The sequence below is a fragment of the Desulfomonile tiedjei DSM 6799 genome (assembly GCF_000266945.1).
In the GTDB taxonomy this organism is placed as follows: Bacteria; Desulfobacterota; Desulfomonilia; order Desulfomonilales; family Desulfomonilaceae; genus Desulfomonile; species Desulfomonile tiedjei.
In genome coordinates this window covers 3,446,099-3,466,534 of the sequence record NC_018025.1, presented here as the reverse complement: position 1 = coordinate 3,466,534, position 20,436 = coordinate 3,446,099, and the positions used below count along the sequence as shown (strand labels likewise).

The window sequence follows — 20,436 nt, the reverse complement described above, 5'->3', positions numbered from 1 at the left end:
CCTTGGTCACTCTCGAGTAGTTCTGGTGTCGGCCTTTTCTGCTTACCCACATCCAAGCGATTAGGAAGTTTTGAGACAGCCTCACCGGTGCTACCAGAGCTGCGCAGACGTCTTCCGATTACACTCATCCAATCTAGCAAGCAAATTGAAACGAATAGGTCTATAGTCAGTGCCAAAAATTCTGTCGTTTATCCCTCGTGTGAATTACAGGATATTGGTAGGGATCGGCGTCCCTTGTATGTTTCTGTCCATGAAGTACTGAATCTCTGGAACCGGTACCGAGCTGAGGGGAGGGGCTGATACTGGATCAATGATACGAGGTACTTCAAAAAATAGGACTCTTGGTTGCCAAGATATAAGAGTCCTGATAGAGGGGGATGCACGTCTGTCAGACTCTCTGCAGGAGTCGGGCAGAGGCACCGGTAGATCGTTCGTCCCTTGGTCCTCTGAGACTGCCCGGCAGCTGGATCACCGGAGGCCTTCGTGTAAAAAGCCCGAACAGTCGCCTGGACTCGTTGAGAAGTCCGTATCCACAAGGGTGGGATGTTACACATGCATGAAGAAGTTTTTGTTGGCATAGATATCTCTAAAGATCAGTTGGATGCGCATGTGCTGCCAAAAGGCATGCACACCACCGTCAAGAATGACACTCAAGGCATCGACTCGCTGATTGAGATCCTCCACGCAGAGACCCCCATGGTAATCGTGATGGAAGCCACCGGAGGCTACGAGATAACCGTTGCGGCCCAGTTAGGTCTCGCCGGCCTGCCGATCGCTGTCGTCAACCCTGGTCAGGTGCGGGACTTTGCTAAAGGCATCGGAAAACTCGCCAAGACAGACGCCATCGATGCTTATGTGCTGGCACGCTTTGCCCAAACGGTTAGGCCCATACCGAAGCCGCTGCCAACGGAGGACGAAAAGCAAATCAAGGAACTCGTAACACGTCGAAAGCAGCTTGTTGATTTGCGTGCATCAGAAAAGAATCGCCTCCATCGAGCCCGTTCCAATCGCGTGCAGCGCAGCATTCAAACGGTCATAGCAGCCCTAGATAAGGAAATCGAAGACATCGATAAAGATGTCGATGACCTTATCAGGAAATCGCCTCTGTGGCGTGAAACAGAGGAACTCCTCCGAACCTTCAAAGGCGTGGGCCCCATAACTGCCAGAGTGCTCATGGCAAAACTGCCCGAACTGGGACATGTCAGCCGTCATGAAATCAGTCGCCTCGTCGGCCTGGCGCCTCTCAACAAAGACAGCGGAAAGAAGAAAGGCAAGCGCGAGATTTCGGGTGGACGGGCGGATGTACGCTCAACCCTGTATATGGCTGCAGTCGCGGCCATAACGTCCAATGTAGTCATCAAGCCTTTCTATCAACGCCTCATTGAGGCTGGAAAACCTTTCAAGGTTGCCATCACGGCTTGTATGCGTAAGATGATCGTCATCCTAAACGCAATGCTCAAGAAAAACAGCCTTTCCAGGTAGTTTTTCCTTGACAAGAAACACAGTCGCTGCCGGTCCATTCTATCGATATCATTGATCATATTGAAGATGTGCCGGCACGGAGGCACGGCACCTACCAATATTCCTAATCTTCAATCGGTCACTAATTTTGGCAACTGATATATAGAGACTTAAGGCAGGCCAAGGGGAAACGACTTCGTACAAGAAACGTTTCCCTTGGCCCTTCTTGATAGCTTATCTACGGTGCGAGAGGATTTGCCGCCCAGACTGAATCGTCTGTGCTGGGGATCTTACTGAGGACCGCCAGAGGCACTGCTTCGATTTTGCGATACACTTCCTTGGGACTTCTGACGACTCCATCGACAGTCAGGAGTTCTTCCACCTTGATGCCGAAATGCTTTTCATTTTCCAGCAGGTACGGATAGATCAGGTTCCAGTCCGCATCGGAAAGCTCCGATAAAGCACCGCCGTTGAGCTGTTCTTCCACGATCATCCGGTTGGGATCCCGCATGTAGAGTGCACCGCCGGAAGCGAGTGAAAAAAGGTTCGATCCCGGATACGGTCTGTTCCGGAAAATGATATTTCCGTCTTCATCCATGGTAAGACCGTTCACGATGACGAAGCCGCCTCCTTTCAAGGGATCTCCAGCCATAAAGCTTTCTGCAAGAAAGTCCAGTGCAGTCCCGTTGATCACGACTCTCGGGTGTCCCGCAGCATTGATCAGAGGACGTCCTGCAGCGTTACCCAACACGAAGGTGGTGCCGCCTTTGGCGCCATACATGAAACACTGGCCCACATCGCCGTGAACCACGAGCTGTCCGCTCTTCATGATCTGACCCAACTGGTCCTGCCCGTTCCCGTGCACATGGATTTCCATGCCATCGATCCCGCTGGCCATGTAATCTCCGGATGCTCCATACAGATCCATCCGCACGCCTGCGGTAGTCGAACCGAAGCCCGACCCGTGGAACCTTTGGCCGCGAAGATCGAAAACGATGAATTTCCTCCAACCGAGACGATATGCATCCGCAATCATAACAGCGTCACATTCGTCGCCTTCAGGCTCGAAATCCTTGGCATCGATGACCAGAGCACGTTCCACCGCGAGAGGGGGCCGCAAATTCTTTCCGGTTTCCGCGTTCACCAGCACGTAGTTCCCGATGCTCATGGGTTCGGTGATCATGGGGAGCGACCTGAAAGTGTCGTTCAACTCCTCGGTGACCATCCTCACCAGAGCGGATCGTTTCTTGTCTCCAAGCGGGAATTTTCGGTCTATCATCAACGTGAATGCATTGATGATGGTCTGGAACAAGTGCTTTTGCTTGCGGGCCGTTCGTCCGAGATTCCTGATCGCGTACCGCAGGGTATTGTAATCCAAGTGCACTGCCCGGTCCTGAAAGAGCTCGAATGTCTTCCTCCCGGTCTTGTCCGAAAACGTATCATTCAGCAATGGTTGGATTTCGGACTCGAAGTCGTTGGGCTTGGTGACGGGCAGGGTGACATCCATGGGCTTCCGGCTCTCGATCTCGACCTTTCGCCCGAATTTGTCATAGCAGGAAAGCTGGTTGCTTCCATTGCCGTCAGGCGTCACGTTGAACATGAAGGCTCCACCGTCGGAACGCGACCCGCCGCGAGCATTCCAGTATTTGTCGGCAATCGTGCTGAAGCGAGGATCGGATTCCGCCAACGAACGCAGTGTCGCGTCAATAGCCTGTTTTTCGGAACAGATGAGACCGACCTGGACTTCGCCGTCATACAATGCAAAAACCTGCGGCCTCAGCATCGAGGTATCCGTTATGCCGAGCAACTGAAACGTCTGGGACTCCGGGATATTCCGGGCAATAATGAAAAACCAGGGGCCGTCCGGGGAGGCATGGATATGGGTCTGCTGAACTTGGTCGTAAAGTGCCTGTTTCTCGGGGGAGAGCAGGTCGAAGTCCAATTCTCCCGTAGGTGCAAGTGCTTCGATTATAACTTCGAGAGGGTAGCCGTATACTCTGTTCCAAAGGTCGAACAGCATAACACTGACTTCCGTGTCGGTCATGAACTGCGGTTCGAGCCCTCGTTGCTTCAGATAATCGCAGGTGGCGTGATAATTCGCGAAATCCCCGTTATGTACCAGCGCTTCATTCAAACCGGTGAACGGATGAGCGCCGCCGGGGTGCCATACGCGACCTCGAGTAGGATAGCGCTGATGGGCGATCCACACGTGAGCCTCAAAATCGTCAAGCTTATAGTATCGGACCACGTTTTCCGCGTATCCGACTATCTTGAGGATCATCACGTTTCTGCCATGGGAAAGCACGAACGCCTGCTTTTCTCCAAGCGAGCTGTAAAACCTGCGATTCAGATGAATGGAATTGCGGCTGACAAACTCATCTTCAGCCCAGCGCGCGGGCATCTTCTCGAATCCGTTTTTCTGCACAAAATCCTTCAGGATTTCCGGTTTGACTCGTACGAAAGCTCGCCAGACGTCAGGCGGTTTTACCTCGAGGCCTTCAAGATCCCGCCAGTCGGCCATACGATCAATGACCTCTTCCTTGGCCACATTGAAAAACGGTGTAACAAACTGCTCTTTCAGGAAGGGAAGGCAATTAGGCTCGAGCAGTGCAACATTCAGCATATAATGGGAATCCAGCACTTCCCGCGTAACACCGAGCATTTCCGGCCTGAAACCGACAGCGGCTATACCGCCGCCTTTTCCGTTTCCGCGGTTGTGCATGCGTATGGAAGGTTCGAAGATATGTTTTCCCGCAACAGGAATATTGCATGCGAAACCGGTGACACCGCAGCCGCCTTCGTCCTCACGCTTGAGATTCGTGGAGAAATCGACTCGTCCGAATTCTCGTATTCGGGTGGCAAGTATTTTTTCAGCAAAAGACCCGTCGTACTTCATCTCAAACCTCATGCGAGCGGCTGCCGGATATCGTCATCCGGCACATCCGAGTTGTAATCAAGATGGGCCAGTAAATCAGTGCGTCCCACCAGTTCTCTAATGCTGGACATTCCGAAGCGGAACAGAATTTCTTGAAGCTGGTTTTTCCAGCAATGCAGCATGTTGATGATTCTCTGGGTTCCCCACGCGAGTTCCATCAATCCCACCAGCTCCGAGTCGGTTGTGGCTATGCCTCTGGCGCAGCCTCTACCGCTCTCGCAGTTATGGCACCGGATACACTCCAGAGCCACCAGATCTGAAGTCCCTGTGACAACACCATCCGCTCCAAGCGCTATTGCTTTGGCAATGTCGTACGCAGTACGAAGGCCGCCTGAGACGATCAACGTAATCTGATCCCGAACCCCTTCCGTAACGAGAAAATTGTGGACTTTGGGGATAGCGTACTCGATGGGCATGGCAATGTTCTTCTTTGCCACATCCGGAGCTGCTCCGGTTCCGCCGTACGAACCGTCCAGATGCACTATGTGAGCCCCTGCGTAGTAGGAACCCACTGCGACCATGTCCACGTCCGAAGGAGTGGACACCTTGACCGAGACCAGGCCGCGATTGTTTATCGCCTTTATCCAGTCAATGTGTTTCTTATGATCCTCAACCGAGTACACGGAATGGAAGGGAAACGGGCTGAACAATGAGGACCCTGGCACGGTCTCACGGATACGAGCCACGGCCTCGGTGACTTTGTCGCCAAGCAAATGACCGCCCAAACCGGGCTTTGCGCCCTGAGCGTATTTGAATTCTACAATCTTTACCCGCTGTATCGTCTCTTCTTTGACGCCGAAAAGGCCCGTAGCCACCTGAGTGATAATGTGATCGTCAAAAGGATACAATGCTTCCGGATATCCGCCTTCACCCGTACAGGTGAAAGATCCCCATGCAGCGAATCCTCGAATTCGGCTCAACATGGTGATCTGACTGATAGATCCGAAGGACATGCCGCCACCGTACACGGGAATCGGGATGGTGATCTTGAGACGGCCGTCATTGCGGCGGTTCAAATCGATGGATGTATCGATATTCCGTTTATCCAGATCACGCCTGGGAAGCTTCTTGGGAAAAAGGAAGCGAAGTTTGTCGAACCCTCCGCCTGAATCGCCGGTTCTGTACTCCAGGTCGTTCTTGGGGAGTTCCCCGGTTTCCGCCATGTGCCAAGTGCTCATGAGAAGGTCCGGAGTCCAGCGTTTATCACCCAGAGCCTCGGCACTCGGATTCAGGTTCACCCGGATGGCGTTTACCGGACAATTCGCAATACAGCGATTTGATTTTTTGGAACACTCGATCCCGAGACAGCGGTGATCGTGAGGAGGAACAATCTTTCCACCCTGTGTTTCAAACACCTTTTCGGGGCACACCGAAACGCACCGGAGGCAGTCATTGCACGCCTCGCTGATCATGACCGTGTATTTACCGATTGCACGTCCGAATCGTGAAGGAGTCAGAATCGGCGTTGCTGGAGGAACTTCGCTCCAGATATTCTTGTAATGCATGAAAACAGATCCTTATTACGAGTTATCTCGCGCAAAGAGTCGGCCGAACGTTTCGCGTTCGAGATCTTCCATAAACAGAACTCGGCCCTGTTCGCCTCGCAGCCGCCGCGCCTCGCGAATACCCATTGCTCCCATCATCTCGAGTAGCTGATTGTGCCAGGCGCCGATGAGATTGATGATTCTCTGAACGCCCCAGCGAGCATCGATGCCGGAAATATCCACCGGGCATTCTCCGCCTTCACGGCAATTTCGGCACACCCGGCATTCAAGCGCTATAAGCAGCGGAATATCTACGCCGACAACGTTCGCTCCGCACAGGAGCGACTTGATCACGTGCTCGGCCATGGCGACCCCGCCAGAGCTCATGACCGTGACCTCGTCCCGAATTCCCTCGCTGAGAAGTGCCGAATGCAACGACCTGATGACATCCTTGATGTGAAGACCATCCTCGACGCCCGGCTCATACCCGCGCTCGTCTGCAACGAAATGGATGAGATCGAAGCCGGCTCGAGCATAGTCGGCCACACGAGCCGCCTGTTCTTTCGATGCCAAAGCCTGCATGCGGATGGAAACGAGCAGGTTCGGCTTGATCGCTTTTAGAGCTTCCTTCCGATCCAGCGCCTTATCTCCGTCCGGTATTTCGACCATCCTGAAATTCTTGACCCATTCTCCATCGAAACGATCATCGGAAAGCAGTGGAACAAGGTTGTTCTCAAAGCCCGCCAGATCCCTGGCCACTGTTTCGGGAACGATTGCAAGCGTCTGCAATTCAACCGCTGCTGCTCCAACAGCCTTCCAGACCTGGGGAGACAGGTCTCCAAAGGGGAGGACATCGAAAATCAGGGGAATGGGAATGCGAATGAAGGGCTGTGATTCGTCAAACAGATTCCCTTCAGAGCCGAATTTCAAATAACCGGGTCTTCTTCCCAGGTCCACAACCGTGGAAATGTATTCCCGGCCATGAATTCCGTCTCGTGTGGGCCTGACGATTTCACTCATGTCCGTCCACATGGAATCGAATCCGGGACCGGAAAAGGGACCCCCATACCCTGCGCCGGATACGGGTATTTTGCCGGTATTCGCCTGTTCCCAGGTTGCTGCGATTATCTGAGGCGTGTAAACGTCATCACCGAGCGCCTCCCATTCGGGGTTGATCGTTTTATGAATCAACCGCCTGGGGCAGTCCTGCACACATCGAAAACAGCTCTTGCACAGTTCGTCGATGGTGTCGGACAATATGTCGGTTGAAAACGTTCGGGATTTGTACACACCGTAAACGCACCGCTGCTTCACACAGACGGCACATTTCAGACAGCCTTCTCCCCAGTCGACTATCCCGGATCTTCCCACGACCGGGAATCGATTCGGTGTGGCATGGACGTGTATATGATACTTTTTGGGCATGTGCGATCTCTTTCGGAGCGCTCGATGAGCTAAGCAGCAGGCCTTTTGTCAAGACCGGCTGCTTTCAGGATTTCCGGGACCTTGTGTTCCCATTCAATGGCCATAAGATGGATACCGGCTACTCCCGGGATTTCGCGGACTCTCTGAATCGTCTCTACGGTAATTTTGATTCCTTCTTCGGCCTGCTTCTCTTTGGGAACTCCGGCCATACGGGAAATCAATTCCTCGGGAATCTCCATTCCGGCAACCTTGTTTGCCATGTACCTGGCCATTCCGACTGTCTTCAGAGGAGTAATGCCAGCGAGCACGTACAATTTCTCGGTGATGCCCCGATCGTGGGCTTGCTTCATGAATTCAGCAAACCGGTCCACATTGAAGATGCATTGGGTCTGGATGAAATCCGCTCCTGCTGCCGCTTTCTTTGCAAGGCGGACGACTCGCCAGGAAATCGGGTCTGCAAAAGGGTTTTCCGCTGCGCCGATAAACATCTTCGGTGGAACCTGGATTGCTTCTCCTCCGATGATCGTTCCCTGTTCGCGCATATCCCGGACAGTTCTCAGGAGCTGTATGGAATCGAGATCGAAAACACCGACGGTTTCTTTCTGATTACCGAAAGAGTGGTGATCGCCCGTGAGACACAGGACATTCCTGACACCCAGCGCATATGCTCCGAAGAGATCGCTCTGAAGCGCAATCCGGTTTCGATCGCGTGTTACCATCTGGAGCACCGGTTCGTGTCCCATGTTCTTCAGGATGGCAGAAGCAGCTACGGAAGACATCCTGACGATAGCAGTCTGGTTGTCCGTAACGTTTACTGCGTCCACGCAATTGAGAAGGTGTTTGCCTTTCTCCTGCAGAGCGGCAACATCGGAACCTTTTGGCGGTCCGCATTCTGCAGTAACTGCGAAATTCCCGGAAGTGAGAACTTTTTCCAAACGGCTTTCGGTGTTCACGGTTTCTGATCCTCCCTGACGATACGGCGCGGCCCTCCGGAATGTGATGTGGACCAGTCCAGAGGCGGGACATATTCGGTAAGTCTGTCGAGTTCACCCAACGCCTCGAGCCGGCGAATGATCATGTCCCAACCGCAGCGGATTTCAGGATTTACTTCGCATTTTCCGCCTTTGGATCCGCCGCAGGGGCCGTTCATGAGTTTCTTGGAACAACGGGTAACGGGACAGACTGCGCCGAAATAGCCGAGCTTGCATTGGCCGCAGCCAAGGCAGTTTTCCTGCCAGACGCCTCTCATTTCGGTTTCACCGATGAAGAGGGTATTCAGGGCAGGGATAATGGGCTTGTCGGCGTACACTCTCGCGAGAGCCTGGACGCCTGCGCCACACCCGAGAGAGAGTATTGCGTCATGCTCGGGCACGAGGTGAGCGATTCCTTCGATGAAGTCATCCACGCACTGCCGATCCAGGCACGCTTCTGTTATCACAGGGTTCAGGTTGTCTTTCTTGTAAGACAACTTGAGAGCTGCACTCAGCAGCATGGTTTCACGATGTCCGCCTGCAGCGCATTCGGCTACGCAGGAATCGCATCCCACAACGAGTATGGACGCGTATCGATCGACCATGTTCCTGATCTCACGTATTTCTTTCAGCTCCGCAACGATCACGGATTTCCTCCTTATTGGCTGGACCGGCCGATTTTCTCTTTCCGGAGTGTTCAGGCAGGAGCCACGTTATCTGGGATTAGTAGTCAACTCAGTCTGGTTCTTTGCGATGGGAGGTGTGTTTCCGAAGGACTGCAATTCAGCGGCAAATTCCTTCAGGGCTGAGTCCAGCGCCGTAATATCCATCGGCGGGACATGTATGAATCGGAATCTCTCCGGTTCGATTCCTAATTTCACCAGCCATTCTTTCGCATATTCTACCCGTTTTTTGGAGCGCATGGAACCCTCCAGGTACCGGCATGCTTTTTCTCCGCAGGCCAGGACCATAACGCCTTGCGCGCCGCTTGCCAGTGTTTTGAGTAGATGATGCGCTTCGACTTTGCCCGAGCATGGAACAGCGACGATATTGATGCCGGGCCTTTCCCGTGCAAACTTCTTCTGATTCCCATTATGAAAGAGTCGTAAGTTTGTACAGTGATAGACTACTATTTTAGTGGGGTTCTTCTCCATTGTTCTGTTGGGGTTTACCCTTTCCGTAAGAATGCCGTAACTGCAAATTATCCTGTAATGTGCTTTCTCTTTCAAGTACTTTTTTGTCAGAGAGCAAAAAAATGCGAGCCTCTGAATGAAACAGACATGTTGTGTAGACAAAAAATGAGCTTCTCAAGCGTTGATATGGTGCACGATTAGAATATGAATAAGGCTCGCTAACAAATGTAAGATTATTTCAGTAGTGCTGAATAAAGTTCAGCGCCTTTGTCGTGTTTTATCGCTTGGTTCAATTATAGGTATTAGAGAGGAACTTATCAAGATTGCGATGCGGGAAAAGAGAAAGGCTGATTCTGGAAATCGATCTGGGAGAAATGGACGAATTTCGGGGTGAGGCAAAAGGCCATGAAGAATTGCTGGACAGGAATGCTCGCTAGGTCGTCGATTGACGAGTCCCGGCCCACAATTTATCTCATAATAACCTTTCTCCGATTACCGAACTCAATGCGGAGGGTGGCGTATGGGTCAGGCTTGAAGTCCTCTACATCAAATCTGACAACCTGTTCAGAACTCAGTTTGCGGCACTGCGGAGCGTTGAGTTCGATGTACAAGCCCTTCGTCCCGCCCGTTTCGGAAGCATCCACAGTGAAGACGGCCTTGGCGATGCTGTCCTTCCAAAGTGAACCGGTGCCCACAATGTAATCCAAGTAGCGGACGCCTTTCCATAGGTATCGATCCGAATAGTGGGCCTCATACATGACGCGAATAATGGTTGTCGCGTTCCCAGGGAAGGTCACCCGCGCTGCTAGCCACTGCTTTCCTTCTTTCGTAAAACGAATCTTTTTGCCGTCAATCCACACATGGAACTGAATAAACTCTGGAAATTCTGTTCCCTTCCACCGTTCTCTTTCCAGCCCTCTCGGAAAGCCCACCCATTCCGATGTAGCGTCTCCGGTATTAACCATGCGATATACAGCATTCACTGTGTAGGCGCCTCTCCCTAGCCGGATCGTTACGTCTTCGGCATCCATTCGAACGGTCTTATGGGGCGACTGTGCCGCAACGCTTCCTCCTGCCATCGGAATCGGTGCAGGATTCGCTTTGAGCGTAGCCGGAGAGCATACAAGCCACGTCACAAGCAAGGCAAGAAGAAATCTGGAGCGGGCCTCCACGGGATACCTCCCATTAGTTGATCACTGGCCTTCACGCGAAGTTGGCTGAGGCTGGTCAGGGTGTTTCAGGGCATGCGCTTTGAGCATTTCCAGGACTTCTTTGTTTCCGCTTTTCTCGGCTGCTATCCAGAGATCATCGCTATTTGGGCCCACGCGGAGACTCGCGCCGTTTTGTAGCAGCAGCTTCACTATCTCGACATTCGCCCTCTCCACAGCACCCATGAGAGGGGTCCCATCCCACCCTATCGTTTGCGCATTGACGTGGGCTCCCTTTTCGAGAAGCATGCGGATCAGCCTGAGATCGCCCTTCCAGACCGCATAATGAAGAGCCGTTTTTCGCCAATGGTCTGCCGCGTTAGGGTTAGCTCCCTTCTCTAAAAGAATTTCGGCGATTCCTGAGTACTTATTCTCGATGGCGAACAGAAGAGCGGTGTCGCAGCATGGTTCCTTGATGTCCATTTCAGGGCACTTGTCCAGGATGTGCCTGACCACTTTTTCGCTGCGGTTCCTCACGGCAATAAGCAGAGCCATGGAGGCGTCCGCAATCTGGACGCCCTTCTTTGCACTCTCTTTAAGAAGCCGCTGCATCTCTCGTTCGTCCTCCAGCAAGACAGCGGCAGCGACTGTCATTTTGGCCCCACGCTCCCGAAGCAATTTTACCATCTCTCGGTCCTTCCGCGTGACAGCGGCCATAATAGGGGTCCAACTCGAAACATCAGCAGTATTGACATCGGCTCCCTTGTTGAGGAGCAGCAAGGCAGCGTCACGATGGCCCATCTCGACCGCTCTCACGAAGGCCGTCTTACCGAAGGCATCTTCTACACGTATGTCTGCGCCCCTCGAGATAAGGAGATTCACGGCCTCGGGTTGGCCTTTCCAGGCAGCCAGAATCAGGGGGGTCCAACCCAAAGAGTCAACCGCATTAGGTTCGGCCTTGTTGTCCAACAAGAGAGCGGCTTTATCGAGATGTCCCTCCCAGACCGCCTCGTGCAGAGATGTCCAGCCTTTCTCATCCCTGGTGCGGAGGTTAGCATCCCTTTCCAGAGGAAGTCTGGCTGTCTTCAAGTCAATCTCCGCTGCGCCCCTCTCAAGAAGGAACTCCGCAAATTCCCGTGAGCATCTTGCTGCACGCTGAAATAACGTGCCTTCCTTCGGGCGGGCCGCATTTACATTCACGCCGATATTCAGGAAGTATCGAGCTACATCTTGGTGGCAATTACTCACAGCTTCTATAAAAGCGGCCTTGAGAGTCTTCTGCCCGTCGCGGTTACTGATGTTCGGGTCAGCCCCGCTATGCCAGAGGATCCTGACCAATGCCATCGAGCCTTTCCCGGCTGCTTTCTCAAGCGGCAGCTTGCCTTCTCCGTCATAACGATTTACGTCAGCGCCCTTGGCTAGCAGCGCCTTCACTTCGTCAATATTCTCCTCTTCTATCGCGTGAGAAAGCTGTTCAGTGAGGGCCTGCTGGGCCTTTACTTCAGCATGTTTGAAATTTTTGAGGGGTTTGGCGCTCTCTGTAGTTCTGAGTTCTTTCTGGTGAAGCCGTTTCGTATCGTGCAATTCGGCTGCTTCTGCGCTGAAGGAGATCGGGTCCATGAACAAGAGTGCGTCTGCTAAAAGGTTCGCTGCCACGGCGGCTGTCGTTGCCAGCACGATTACGATTCGCGTGAGCATGGCAGGCTCCTGTGAAATTGAATCGGCCTTCTTCAGTCCCTTTGGGACAACCAATTGGAATAATTAGCGCCTTTGGGAGAGGAGAGTCCCGTTTAGGGCAGAATTATGAGAAGTCCCTCCCCAATATTCTATTCCGAGCGCTTCTTCAGCTCTTCTTCCAGGATGGAATTGACCAATCCGGGATTCGCCTTGCCTTTGGTCTTTTTCATTACCTGACCGACGAAAAAACCGAATATCTTCGTCTTACCCGAAAGATACTTGGCTACTTCTCCAGCGTTCGCATCCAGTACTTCACGACACGCGGCAGTTAACTCGTCCGTATCGGATACCTGCACGAGACCCTTCTCTCGGATGATCTCTTCGGGCTCTTTCCCGGTGCGAAACATCTCCTCGAAAACGGTTTTGGCTATTTTCCCGGAGATCGTGCCGTCTTCGACCGATTTCAGAAGATTCGCCAGTTGCGACGGAGAAACAGGGCAGCAGCTTATGTCGGCTTCTTCCCCTTTCAGTTCCCGCATGAACTCCGTCATCATCCAGTTACTTACTGCTTTGGGATTCGGAAACAGCTCTACTGTGCGCTCGAAGAAGTCAGCGAGCGGGCGCGATGCGGTAAGCACGCCCGCATCGTACGCCGGGATACCGAGCTGAATGAAACGTTCCTTTTTCTCGGCAGGAAGTTCAGGGAGCTGGTTGCGCATTCTCTCCACGAGTTCCGGTTCCACGCGAAGCGGCAAAAGATCAGGATCGGGAAAATACCGGTAATCATGGGCCTGTTCTTTGCTTCGCATGGATGCGGTGGTGCCGGTGGAAGGATCGAAAAGCCGGGTTTCCTGGACTATTCTTCCACCTTCCTTCAACGTTTCGATCTGCCGTTCGATTTCATAATGGAGTGCGCGCTGGACGTTTCGGAAGGAGTTCATGTTCTTCACTTCCGCTTTGACACCGAGCGCTGTGGTTCCCTTCGGTCTTATGGAAACGTTGGCATCGCAACGAAAACTGCCTTCCTGCATGTTGCCGTCGCAGACTTCCAGGTATACGAGAATGGACCGGAGCGCACGGAGGTAATCCGCAGCCTCTTCGGGTGACCGCATCTCGGGTTCTGAGACGATTTCCACGAGGGGCACACCAGTCCGGTTCAAATCCACATGGGAGAAGGGGCGATTCTCATCGTGAATCAGCTTCCCTGCATCTTCTTCCATATGTATTCTTGTTATTCCGATGCGTCGAATCTCTCCGTTGGTTTCCACATCGAGCCAGCCGTGTTCCGCGACGGGCAGTTCGTACTGGGAAATCTGGTAATTCTTGGGGAGATCCGGGTAGTAGTAATTCTTTCGTGCGAATCTGCTGGTCTCGTTAATGGTGCAGTTGCATGCCAGGGCCATTTTGACTGTGAATTCCAGGGCCTTGCGGTTCAAGACCGGCAGCACACCGGGCATTCCCTGACAGATGGGGCAGGTATTCGTATTAGGCTCGTTACCGAAACGCGTGGTGCACGAACAAAAAGCCTTGGAGTCCGTCAGGAGCTGGGCGTGAACTTCGAGTCCGATTACTGCTTCGTATTCCATAGTCATATCCTATAATGCCGGTGTCTTGAGGTGATGATCGGTCTCCCGCTGGAACGCTGCGGATAATTGCACGAGAACCTCTTCTTTGAAATGGGGAGCTATCAATTGCAGACCGATGGGCAGTCCGTCCCTTGAAAAACCAGCAGGAATGGCCATTCCCGGGAGTCCAGCCATGTTGACGGGAATCGTGAACACGTCCGTCAGGTACATCTGCATGGGATCGTCGATTTTTTCCCCGATTCTGAACGCGGGGGAAGGCGCTGTGGGACAGAAGATCGCATCACAACTTTCGAAGGCTTTCTTGAAATCATTGGTAATCAGAGTCCGCACTTTCGCAGCCTTCACATAGTATGCATCGTAATAGCCGGACGACAGCGCATACGTTCCCAGCATGATGCGTCGCTTCACCTCGGGACCGAACCCTTCAGCCCTGGTGTTGCAGTACATGTCGATAATTCCGGAATATTCTTCAGCGCGATGCCCGTATTTCACCCCATCGTAACGTGCAAGATTTGATGATGCCTCGCTCGGCGCGATGATGTAGTACGCGGCTATTCCGTAATCGAGATGAGGCAGGGACAGATCCACGAACTTTATTCCGAGGTCCTCGAAGGTTTTTCGGGCGTCGGCAACGGCCCGGCTTACGTCTTCATTATCGAGCTTGGAGAAGAATTCCGTCGGCAGTCCGAGAGTCATTCCCTTTACCGGTTTTTCCAGGAAGCTGGTGAAATCGGGATATTCTCGCGGCACCGAGGTAGAATCCATGGGATCGTGCCCGCAGAGGAGATTCAACAAAAGTGCTATGTCTTTGACATCTCGTGCTATGGGACCGATCTGATCCAGGCTGGATGCATACGCCACAAGTCCGAACCGCGAAACTGCTCCGTACGTAGGTTTTATGCCCGTGACTCCGCAGAATGCCGCAGGCAATCGTATCGATCCCCCTGTGTCCGACCCGAGTGATACGACAGCTTCCTTGGCCGCAACGGCAGCAGCGGAACCTCCGCTCGATCCGCCGGGTATCATTTCCGTATTCCATGGGTTGCGGGTCGGCCCCCAGTATGAGGTTTCCGTGGAAGAGCCCATGGCGAATTCGTCCATGTTGGCGCTGCCAAGGATTACCATGCCTGCATCCTTGAGGCGACGGACAACGGTCGCATCGTAGGGCGGTTTGAAATTCCCGAGAATGCGGGACCCGCAGGAAGTCTTGCGGCCCTTGATGCACATGTTGTCTTTGACTGCTATGGGGATTCCGGTCAGGGGGCCCGCTTTTCCCGCTGCAATCATCCGGTCCGCTTCTGCAGCCATTTCCAGGGCTGAATCCGGGTCCACCGTAACATACGCGTGAATAGATTCTTCCAGTTTGTCGATCCGAGCGAGCAACGAGCGGGTTATTTCTACGGAAGTCGTTTCTCCGGATATCAAAACACGGGCCAATTCGGAAGCGGTCATGTCATGGAGTTCTGGCACTTTTTTATCCTCTGTTTGTGAGCGGATATGAATACAATCGGTCGCTGCGCATCATCTCTGGTCATACTGATACGGTCGGTGGAAGTGCGCCGGTATCTTTCATTCAATGACTTTCGGAACCTTGAACGAACTGCCTATCTTTGCGGGCGCATTTGCGAGGGCGTCTTCTATAGGAAGAGAAGGGAGCACTACGTCTTCCCGCAAGGGAGTATGAAGTTCGACCGGGCCGGCCATGGGTTCGACGTTATCTGTGTTAACTTCTGCAAGCATGTCCATGTACTTGAGAATGTCATCTAACTGGGCCTGGTACTTCTTCTTTTCTTCCGGTCCGATATTCAGTCTTCCCAGAAGGGCTACATAATCGACTTCTTCCGGTGTGATTTTCATGTGCATTATCTCTTTCAGGGGGTGTGCTTCCCTCGTGATCATCGCTCAATTAAACGTGTACACATACTCCGGCCGCTCTCGACTGTCAAGATCGGCAATGAAAGAAGTAAAACTCCCATGGATGCTAAAATAGAGACATCCATTCATAGGCGTCAAATAAAGATGTCTAAGCTCAACCTTCCTGGTGGGGAGCGGCTCTCTGCCCCCATAAAGATGGAAAATCTGCACGAGCAGCAGGGGAATCCACGATTCAGCAACGAACTTAATGCTTGTCATTGCGAGGAGCGGAGCGACGTGGCAATCGCCTGACACCATTGCCGGAATAGAAAAAATTGTTTCGTGTTCTCGCATGAGACCATAAACGTCCACGAGCGATGCGGTTCGCTTCGCTCACCAGCATCCTACGTAAGTCTTTACGAGCCGGTGTCATGCAATAAAAGCTGATCAACCACGAGCTTATTTTAACGCTCATGGAGCATCTACTCCTAATTTTCCGGTAGAGGTCGGCGTCCCTGCCGACCCATGTTCAATGGAATGAGTGCAGGAACAGCGCAGGCGGAGTTAACTATTCAGCAACAAGTTCGGTGATTGTCGTGCGAGGAGCGGAGCGATCCCGCTCCTCGCACGACAATCTCCTGAAAGCTTTATCCATAATTATCAAACCGCAATTAACGAACACTGACCAGGAAACCAGTCAGTGGCACCCATTATTGCGGAGAATTGGACGCGTAGGGTGGCACGAAATTCCCTTACATTCGCCTATTCAGGCTGGATGAGATATTTGTAGAACTCGGCCTTCTGCCGCGGCGACGGATTGAGCAGTTTCTTAAGCGTGGTCTGATCGAGGGGGCGTGCACCTGCATGGCTGCTGTACTGGAGTTGGTTGCCGTCTTCGTCCACGAGCTTATCCCAGATTATGCGGTGTTCGGGGAGTTGTGATTCAGGCAAAAGCAGATTATGGAAGCCCGGTTTCTCAATGCCGCGCAATCCTTCTCCCAAACCGGCCGCTTTGAGATCTCCGTGACAATCCTGACAGCTTCTACCTTTGGCTCCAATCGTATGGGGCGCATAAGGGTTCATGATGAGTGCAGGAGTTCCGGAACCCGTTGTGGGAATCCATCTGTCACGTTGCACGCTTCCTCCGGAATCCACATGGGATATAACATACTGAAATATCGGACGCATAACCGAGATACGGCCTTGAGCATCCAGACCGAGGGGAGGCCGAGACCATTTCCGTTCGGTGTATCCTCTGAACCATGCGCCGGGACGTACTTCCCCGGACAACCAGTCAAACGTCTCCGGATTTTTCCAGTGCTCTTCAGGAGTTCCCGCAGCCGCTCCCCCGGTCGGAGGGAGTATTTCCGCGTACGTGCCGACAGTCTCCCTCAAGAGTTGCTGCACCTGCGGATCGTTCTGCCCCGCAGTTGTCGCCCATTTCCAGTAATCGGGACGTTCTTCGAGCATCAAATGTAGTCCGTAGTCCTGGAAAGACCATGCAGCATGACATGCCGAACATTTGACCTTGTTTCGATGCGAGTCGATCCGATGAGGCACCGATTCCGGATTCATGCGGGGAATCGTTCGTCCTGCACCACGCAGAAGGGTCATGGTTCCGTCTTCCTGCTTGAGAACTGCCGGATGATCCCCATTCACATGGCAGGATTCGCAGGTAATCTTAACCCCGTTCCCCTGGTTCTGCGGGAGGTGTCCCGGTCCGTGCACCTCGTCCAAGGTGTGGCAATCGATACACGTCATCCCCGCACGGAAGTGAACATCTGGCAGCAGGCGATGCTGTTCAGCTCCGTAGATTGTCGGTGCCAGGCGCCCTTGCACAAGGGGTGACTTGAAGCCTCGGTGAAAATCTCTTTCATACAGCCCTACGTAATCCGCTCCCACGTGATTCGCATTGTGGCATTTGAGGCATGCAGTCATTCCCGCCTGACGGACAATGGCATGTTCGCGAGGTCGCCCATCGGCACTGTTGGGAAAGGCAGCATGACATGCCGAGCAGCCGACTCCGCGATGTTCTCCCCACCGCGTTGAACCGGGAGTATGCAAATGACACCGGAGGCATGAACGTCTGAGTAGGTCGTCTCCGAGATTTCCTGATTCCGAAGGGTGAGGCACCTGTTTTAGAGCATCTGTTTTGACTGTAGCGTACTGCGGTGAGGCATCTTTCTGAGCGCCGAAAGAGAAGCGCGTGTGATTGATCGTTCGGGGAGCAAGAGCCATTGCAGAATGACGAACTCGTCTGACTTCCTCAGGATGGCACTTCCCACAGGTTTGCTCAGCATGGTTCAGGTCACCGGGATCTTTGATCAAACCCTGGTGAGCGTCCTTTTCCTCAACGGCCGATGAATCACCTTTGTGGCATTGAACACAGGCGAACGCGTGGGATGCATCCATGGTAGTCGTTGAGGTATGACATGTGATGCAGGTGCCCGGCTCCTTACAGGGAGTACCTGAATCCACTTTCGGGGCTTCTCCCCACCACAGGGGATAAGATAGATCCGATGTGCCCGAATTTTCTACTGGAATTGGGCTTAAAGGCGGAGTGGTGGAATAGGGCTGATTCTCTGCAGCGAAGCAGCAAACCCAAAGAATGGCCAGGAGCAGGCAGATTGACAAGAAAGCTATGGGCGGGCCTTTCCGGACAATTCCGAAAAGGCCTCCAGGGTGAGACGATGCAGAGCGACTCATCTGATCTGATTCAGCACTCTTTCAAGCTGTGCAGTCGGTAATTTGCCTCCACCGGGGTTCGCTCTGGCAAACTCGACGAGCACCTGTTCGATGCTCTTCTGAGCAGCCGCATAGTGTGGATGCTGAGGAGGGATTCCGTTTGCTGCCAGTATCTGGCCTGCGGCTTCCGATTCCCTCCCGGGAACGAGATTCAGCGGATTCGGCCACTGAAAAGCTCTTCGTGCAGGAGCAGGACGCGAAGCAGGGGCAGGGCGGGTCTCACGAGGTGGTTCCTGCTCGGATACCACGGGTGCGGGCTTCTTTCGTTTTCCCGTACAGTGCTCGTTGTTACGGAAACACTTGAGACGGCACTGTTCCTGGTAAAATTCATCGAGTCCCTGATCGTCGCAGCATTTGTAGCATTCTTCCCGGGTCTGGTCCGCATATGCCGGATCGGCCATGTAAATCATTCCTGTGAAGAAGATCAGGGTGGCAATTGAAAGGACAGGTCTGGTCAGCAGCATGGCTTATGGGGACCTCCTTGCGTGCGTACGTTGTTACAGCAGTCTGTCGTAGTAATCACGGTTCCTGATAAAGTCGGTTCAAAACTATTGAAGCTTCCCTTTTAATGGTTCGCATTTCTTGCCGTTGGTAGCCATCGCCAGGGCTTCTTTCAGTTCCTTGACAGGAAGTGGGTCAGAGTAGGTTTCACCCCATTTTTCATCGATATCGTCCCAAACGTAGATAGACCTCGTGAAAGTCTTGTCTTTCATCACGAACAGAGTCACAGACCATTCATCCGTAAGGGAATCACGGCAGAGAATCGCATGGGAACACTTCTTTTCCTTGTTGATGAGATCTATGGCTCTACTCCGCACCTGTTTTATATATTCTGCGTGATCGAACTTACTCAGGGGAGGGGCAAAACCGGCATTCTTATCCTCGTCGAGTTTTTCAAGTGGCTTGGGATTCGGCGATTCGGGTATCGATGAAGACGGCTTCTTCGAAGCGGTGCTCAGATTTGAAGGTTCTTCTTTTTCTTTCTCTTTTTCTTTCGGAGGTGGCAGTGACTTTCCTGTTTCACTCTCTTGTCGAACCGGCTTATCCATCTTGATGAGAGTATTTTGTGTATCCGAAGCACTTTTCTCCGGCAGTCTCTCTTCCTTGGCGTCTTTGGTCGGCTTTATTTCCTTTTCGACACTGGACGAAGCCATCTGCGGTTTGAGAAGAGATCCTTTTTGCGGCGTCTGTTGTTGAGCAGAGGCCTCGTTTTTCTTGCTCAGAATACTCGGGACGCATGAAGCCAGGAAAACACAACAAGATAGCGCAACTAGCAATATCCACGATCTCGAAATCAAGGTTCCACCTTTCCCGATACTACGCATTTGAGGAACTGGTCTCCAGATGTGTACGGCCGTAATACAAATCGATCCCGTGGAAGGTCGGCCCAAAGATTGACCAATTTTTAGCGGTTTTTCGGAAAAAAGGCAAGACCACGTACTCTGCGAGAATACACGCTTGTGAAAAGACGAGAGTTTTCTGCCTTACCGAGGCGAATTCCGCCTCGGCAGGTGAGGATAGAGCTATTTTGATTCAGGTTCGGATGGAGTTTTCGGTTGTTCAGGTTGCGAAATGGCAGGAGCAACTGGAATTGCAGGAGTTACCGGAACGACAGGAGTGGGTCTCTTGATGCCGACCTTTTCGAATAAACCGATCAACAGCTCTCCTACCCATTCGTTCGGGAGCAGTTTTTCAGTGGCCCACACGATGACGAAGATAACGGCCGCAATAATGCCGGCGATAATGAGGAACACTACCAGTGCGATGAGTCCGGTCAAGAGTAGTGAGAAATAAATGGGAAAAAAGAACCCGTAGAAGAAACCTCGGCCAACTCTGACCGCTACGTTCTCATCTTCTTCCTTGCCCAGAATATCGTTGAAAACCCGCACGTAAAAGTTCTTGTTGTAAAAACTAAGAAGACCGCTGAGGATCCCCAAAGCAAGCATTGCGACCAATTTCCAAATCATAGACGCCCTCCATAGGTTATTGGTTCCGGATCGAAACCCCATCCGGAATG

General features: G+C 52.6%; 16 protein-coding genes. 1 reads left to right on the top strand and 15 read right to left on the bottom strand.

Going from position 1 to position 20,436, the window contains the following annotated elements; all coding sequences use genetic code 11:
- Window positions 1-552: 552 nt before the first annotated feature.
- A complete protein-coding gene (locus tag DESTI_RS14680) occupies window positions 553-1,482 on the top strand; it encodes an IS110 family RNA-guided transposase (RefSeq protein WP_014810757.1) in 930 nt (309 codons plus the stop codon).
- 217 nt (window positions 1,483-1,699) lie between these two features.
- On the opposite strand, the gene DESTI_RS14675 is transcribed toward DESTI_RS14680, so the two are convergent.
- From DESTI_RS14675 to DESTI_RS14600, 15 genes are all read right to left on the bottom strand, one after another.
- On the bottom strand, window positions 1,700-4,357 hold the full coding sequence (locus DESTI_RS14675; RefSeq protein ID WP_014810756.1) for a GltB/FmdC/FwdC-like GXGXG domain-containing protein: 2,658 nt from the start codon (window positions 4,355-4,357) through the stop codon (window positions 1,700-1,702).
- 8 nt (window positions 4,358-4,365) lie between these two features.
- Entirely contained in the window at window positions 4,366-5,901 is a 1,536-nt protein-coding gene (locus DESTI_RS14670) for a glutamate synthase-related protein (RefSeq protein WP_014810755.1), read from the bottom strand.
- A 15-nt stretch (window positions 5,902-5,916) separates the two neighbouring features.
- The gene (locus DESTI_RS14665) at window positions 5,917-7,305 is read right to left on the bottom strand and encodes a glutamate synthase-related protein (RefSeq protein WP_014810754.1); all 1,389 of its coding nucleotides are present in this window, start codon (window positions 7,303-7,305) and stop codon (window positions 5,917-5,919) included.
- Between the two features lie 29 nt (window positions 7,306-7,334).
- Complete coding sequence (locus DESTI_RS14660) at window positions 7,335-8,258, bottom strand: methylenetetrahydrofolate reductase (RefSeq protein WP_014810753.1); 924 nt, start codon at window positions 8,256-8,258, stop codon at window positions 7,335-7,337.
- Window positions 8,255-8,923 carry a methylenetetrahydrofolate reductase C-terminal domain-containing protein gene (locus DESTI_RS14655; RefSeq protein ID WP_014810752.1) on the bottom strand — a complete coding sequence of 223 codons (669 nt, stop codon included), beginning with the start codon at window positions 8,921-8,923 and terminating at the stop codon, window positions 8,255-8,257. Before DESTI_RS14655 ends, DESTI_RS14660 begins: the two co-directional genes overlap by 4 nt.
- A 66-nt stretch (window positions 8,924-8,989) precedes the next feature.
- Entirely contained in the window at window positions 8,990-9,505 is a 516-nt protein-coding gene (locus DESTI_RS28950) for a hydrogenase iron-sulfur subunit (RefSeq protein WP_157212169.1), read from the bottom strand.
- A gap of 371 nt (window positions 9,506-9,876) precedes the next feature.
- A complete protein-coding gene (locus tag DESTI_RS14645; protein ID WP_014810750.1) occupies window positions 9,877-10,581 on the bottom strand; it encodes a hypothetical protein in 705 nt (234 codons plus the stop codon).
- Between the two features lie 21 nt (window positions 10,582-10,602).
- Window positions 10,603-12,255, bottom strand: coding sequence for an ankyrin repeat domain-containing protein (locus DESTI_RS14640; protein WP_014810749.1), 1,653 nt, complete (start codon window positions 12,253-12,255; stop codon window positions 10,603-10,605).
- Between the two features lie 128 nt (window positions 12,256-12,383).
- Window positions 12,384-13,820, bottom strand: a complete 1,437-nt coding sequence (gatB, locus tag DESTI_RS14635) for an Asp-tRNA(Asn)/Glu-tRNA(Gln) amidotransferase subunit GatB (protein WP_014810748.1) — start codon at window positions 13,818-13,820, stop codon at window positions 12,384-12,386.
- A 9-nt stretch (window positions 13,821-13,829) separates the two neighbouring features.
- A complete protein-coding gene (gatA, locus tag DESTI_RS14630; RefSeq protein WP_041286220.1) occupies window positions 13,830-15,272 on the bottom strand; it encodes an Asp-tRNA(Asn)/Glu-tRNA(Gln) amidotransferase subunit GatA in 1,443 nt (480 codons plus the stop codon).
- Window positions 15,273-15,389: 117 nt separating this feature from the next.
- Entirely contained in the window at window positions 15,390-15,677 is a 288-nt protein-coding gene (gene gatC / locus DESTI_RS14625; RefSeq protein ID WP_014810746.1) for an Asp-tRNA(Asn)/Glu-tRNA(Gln) amidotransferase subunit GatC, read from the bottom strand.
- Between the two features lie 759 nt (window positions 15,678-16,436).
- Complete coding sequence (locus DESTI_RS14615; protein WP_157212168.1) at window positions 16,437-18,152, bottom strand: hypothetical protein; 1,716 nt, start codon at window positions 18,150-18,152, stop codon at window positions 16,437-16,439.
- Between the two features lie 224 nt (window positions 18,153-18,376).
- Window positions 18,377-18,883 carry a hypothetical protein gene (locus DESTI_RS14610; RefSeq protein WP_014810743.1) on the bottom strand — a complete coding sequence of 169 codons (507 nt, stop codon included), beginning with the start codon at window positions 18,881-18,883 and terminating at the stop codon, window positions 18,377-18,379.
- A gap of 84 nt (window positions 18,884-18,967) precedes the next feature.
- Complete coding sequence (locus tag DESTI_RS14605) at window positions 18,968-19,744, bottom strand: hypothetical protein (protein ID WP_014810742.1); 777 nt, start codon at window positions 19,742-19,744, stop codon at window positions 18,968-18,970.
- Window positions 19,745-19,942: 198 nt separating this feature from the next.
- Window positions 19,943-20,386, bottom strand: coding sequence for a hypothetical protein (locus DESTI_RS14600; protein WP_014810741.1), 444 nt, complete (start codon window positions 20,384-20,386; stop codon window positions 19,943-19,945).
- Window positions 20,387-20,436 lie beyond the last annotated feature (50 nt).

Coding starts and splice junctions, on each gene's coding strand:
- DESTI_RS14675 (WP_014810756.1), bottom strand. CDS start 4,357: ATGAAGTACGACGGGTCTTTTGCTGAAAAAATACTTGCCACCCGAATA.
- DESTI_RS14605 (WP_014810742.1), bottom strand. CDS start 19,744: ATGCGTAGTATCGGGAAAGGTGGAACCTTGATTTCGAGATCGTGGATA.
- gatA (WP_041286220.1), bottom strand. CDS start 15,272: ATGACCGCTTCCGAATTGGCCCGTGTTTTGATATCCGGAGAAACGACT.
- gatC (WP_014810746.1), bottom strand. CDS start 15,677: ATGAAAATCACACCGGAAGAAGTCGATTATGTAGCCCTTCTGGGAAGA.
- DESTI_RS14600 (WP_014810741.1), bottom strand. CDS start 20,386: ATGATTTGGAAATTGGTCGCAATGCTTGCTTTGGGGATCCTCAGCGGT.
- DESTI_RS14670 (WP_014810755.1), bottom strand. CDS start 5,901: ATGCATTACAAGAATATCTGGAGCGAAGTTCCTCCAGCAACGCCGATT.
- DESTI_RS14640 (WP_014810749.1), bottom strand. CDS start 12,255: ATGCTCACGCGAATCGTAATCGTGCTGGCAACGACAGCCGCCGTGGCA.
- gatB (WP_014810748.1), bottom strand. CDS start 13,820: ATGGAATACGAAGCAGTAATCGGACTCGAAGTTCACGCCCAGCTCCTG.
- DESTI_RS14610 (WP_014810743.1), bottom strand. CDS start 18,883: ATGCTGCTGACCAGACCTGTCCTTTCAATTGCCACCCTGATCTTCTTC.
- DESTI_RS14680 (WP_014810757.1), top strand. CDS start 553: ATGCATGAAGAAGTTTTTGTTGGCATAGATATCTCTAAAGATCAGTTG.
- DESTI_RS14665 (WP_014810754.1), bottom strand. CDS start 7,305: ATGCCCAAAAAGTATCATATACACGTCCATGCCACACCGAATCGATTC.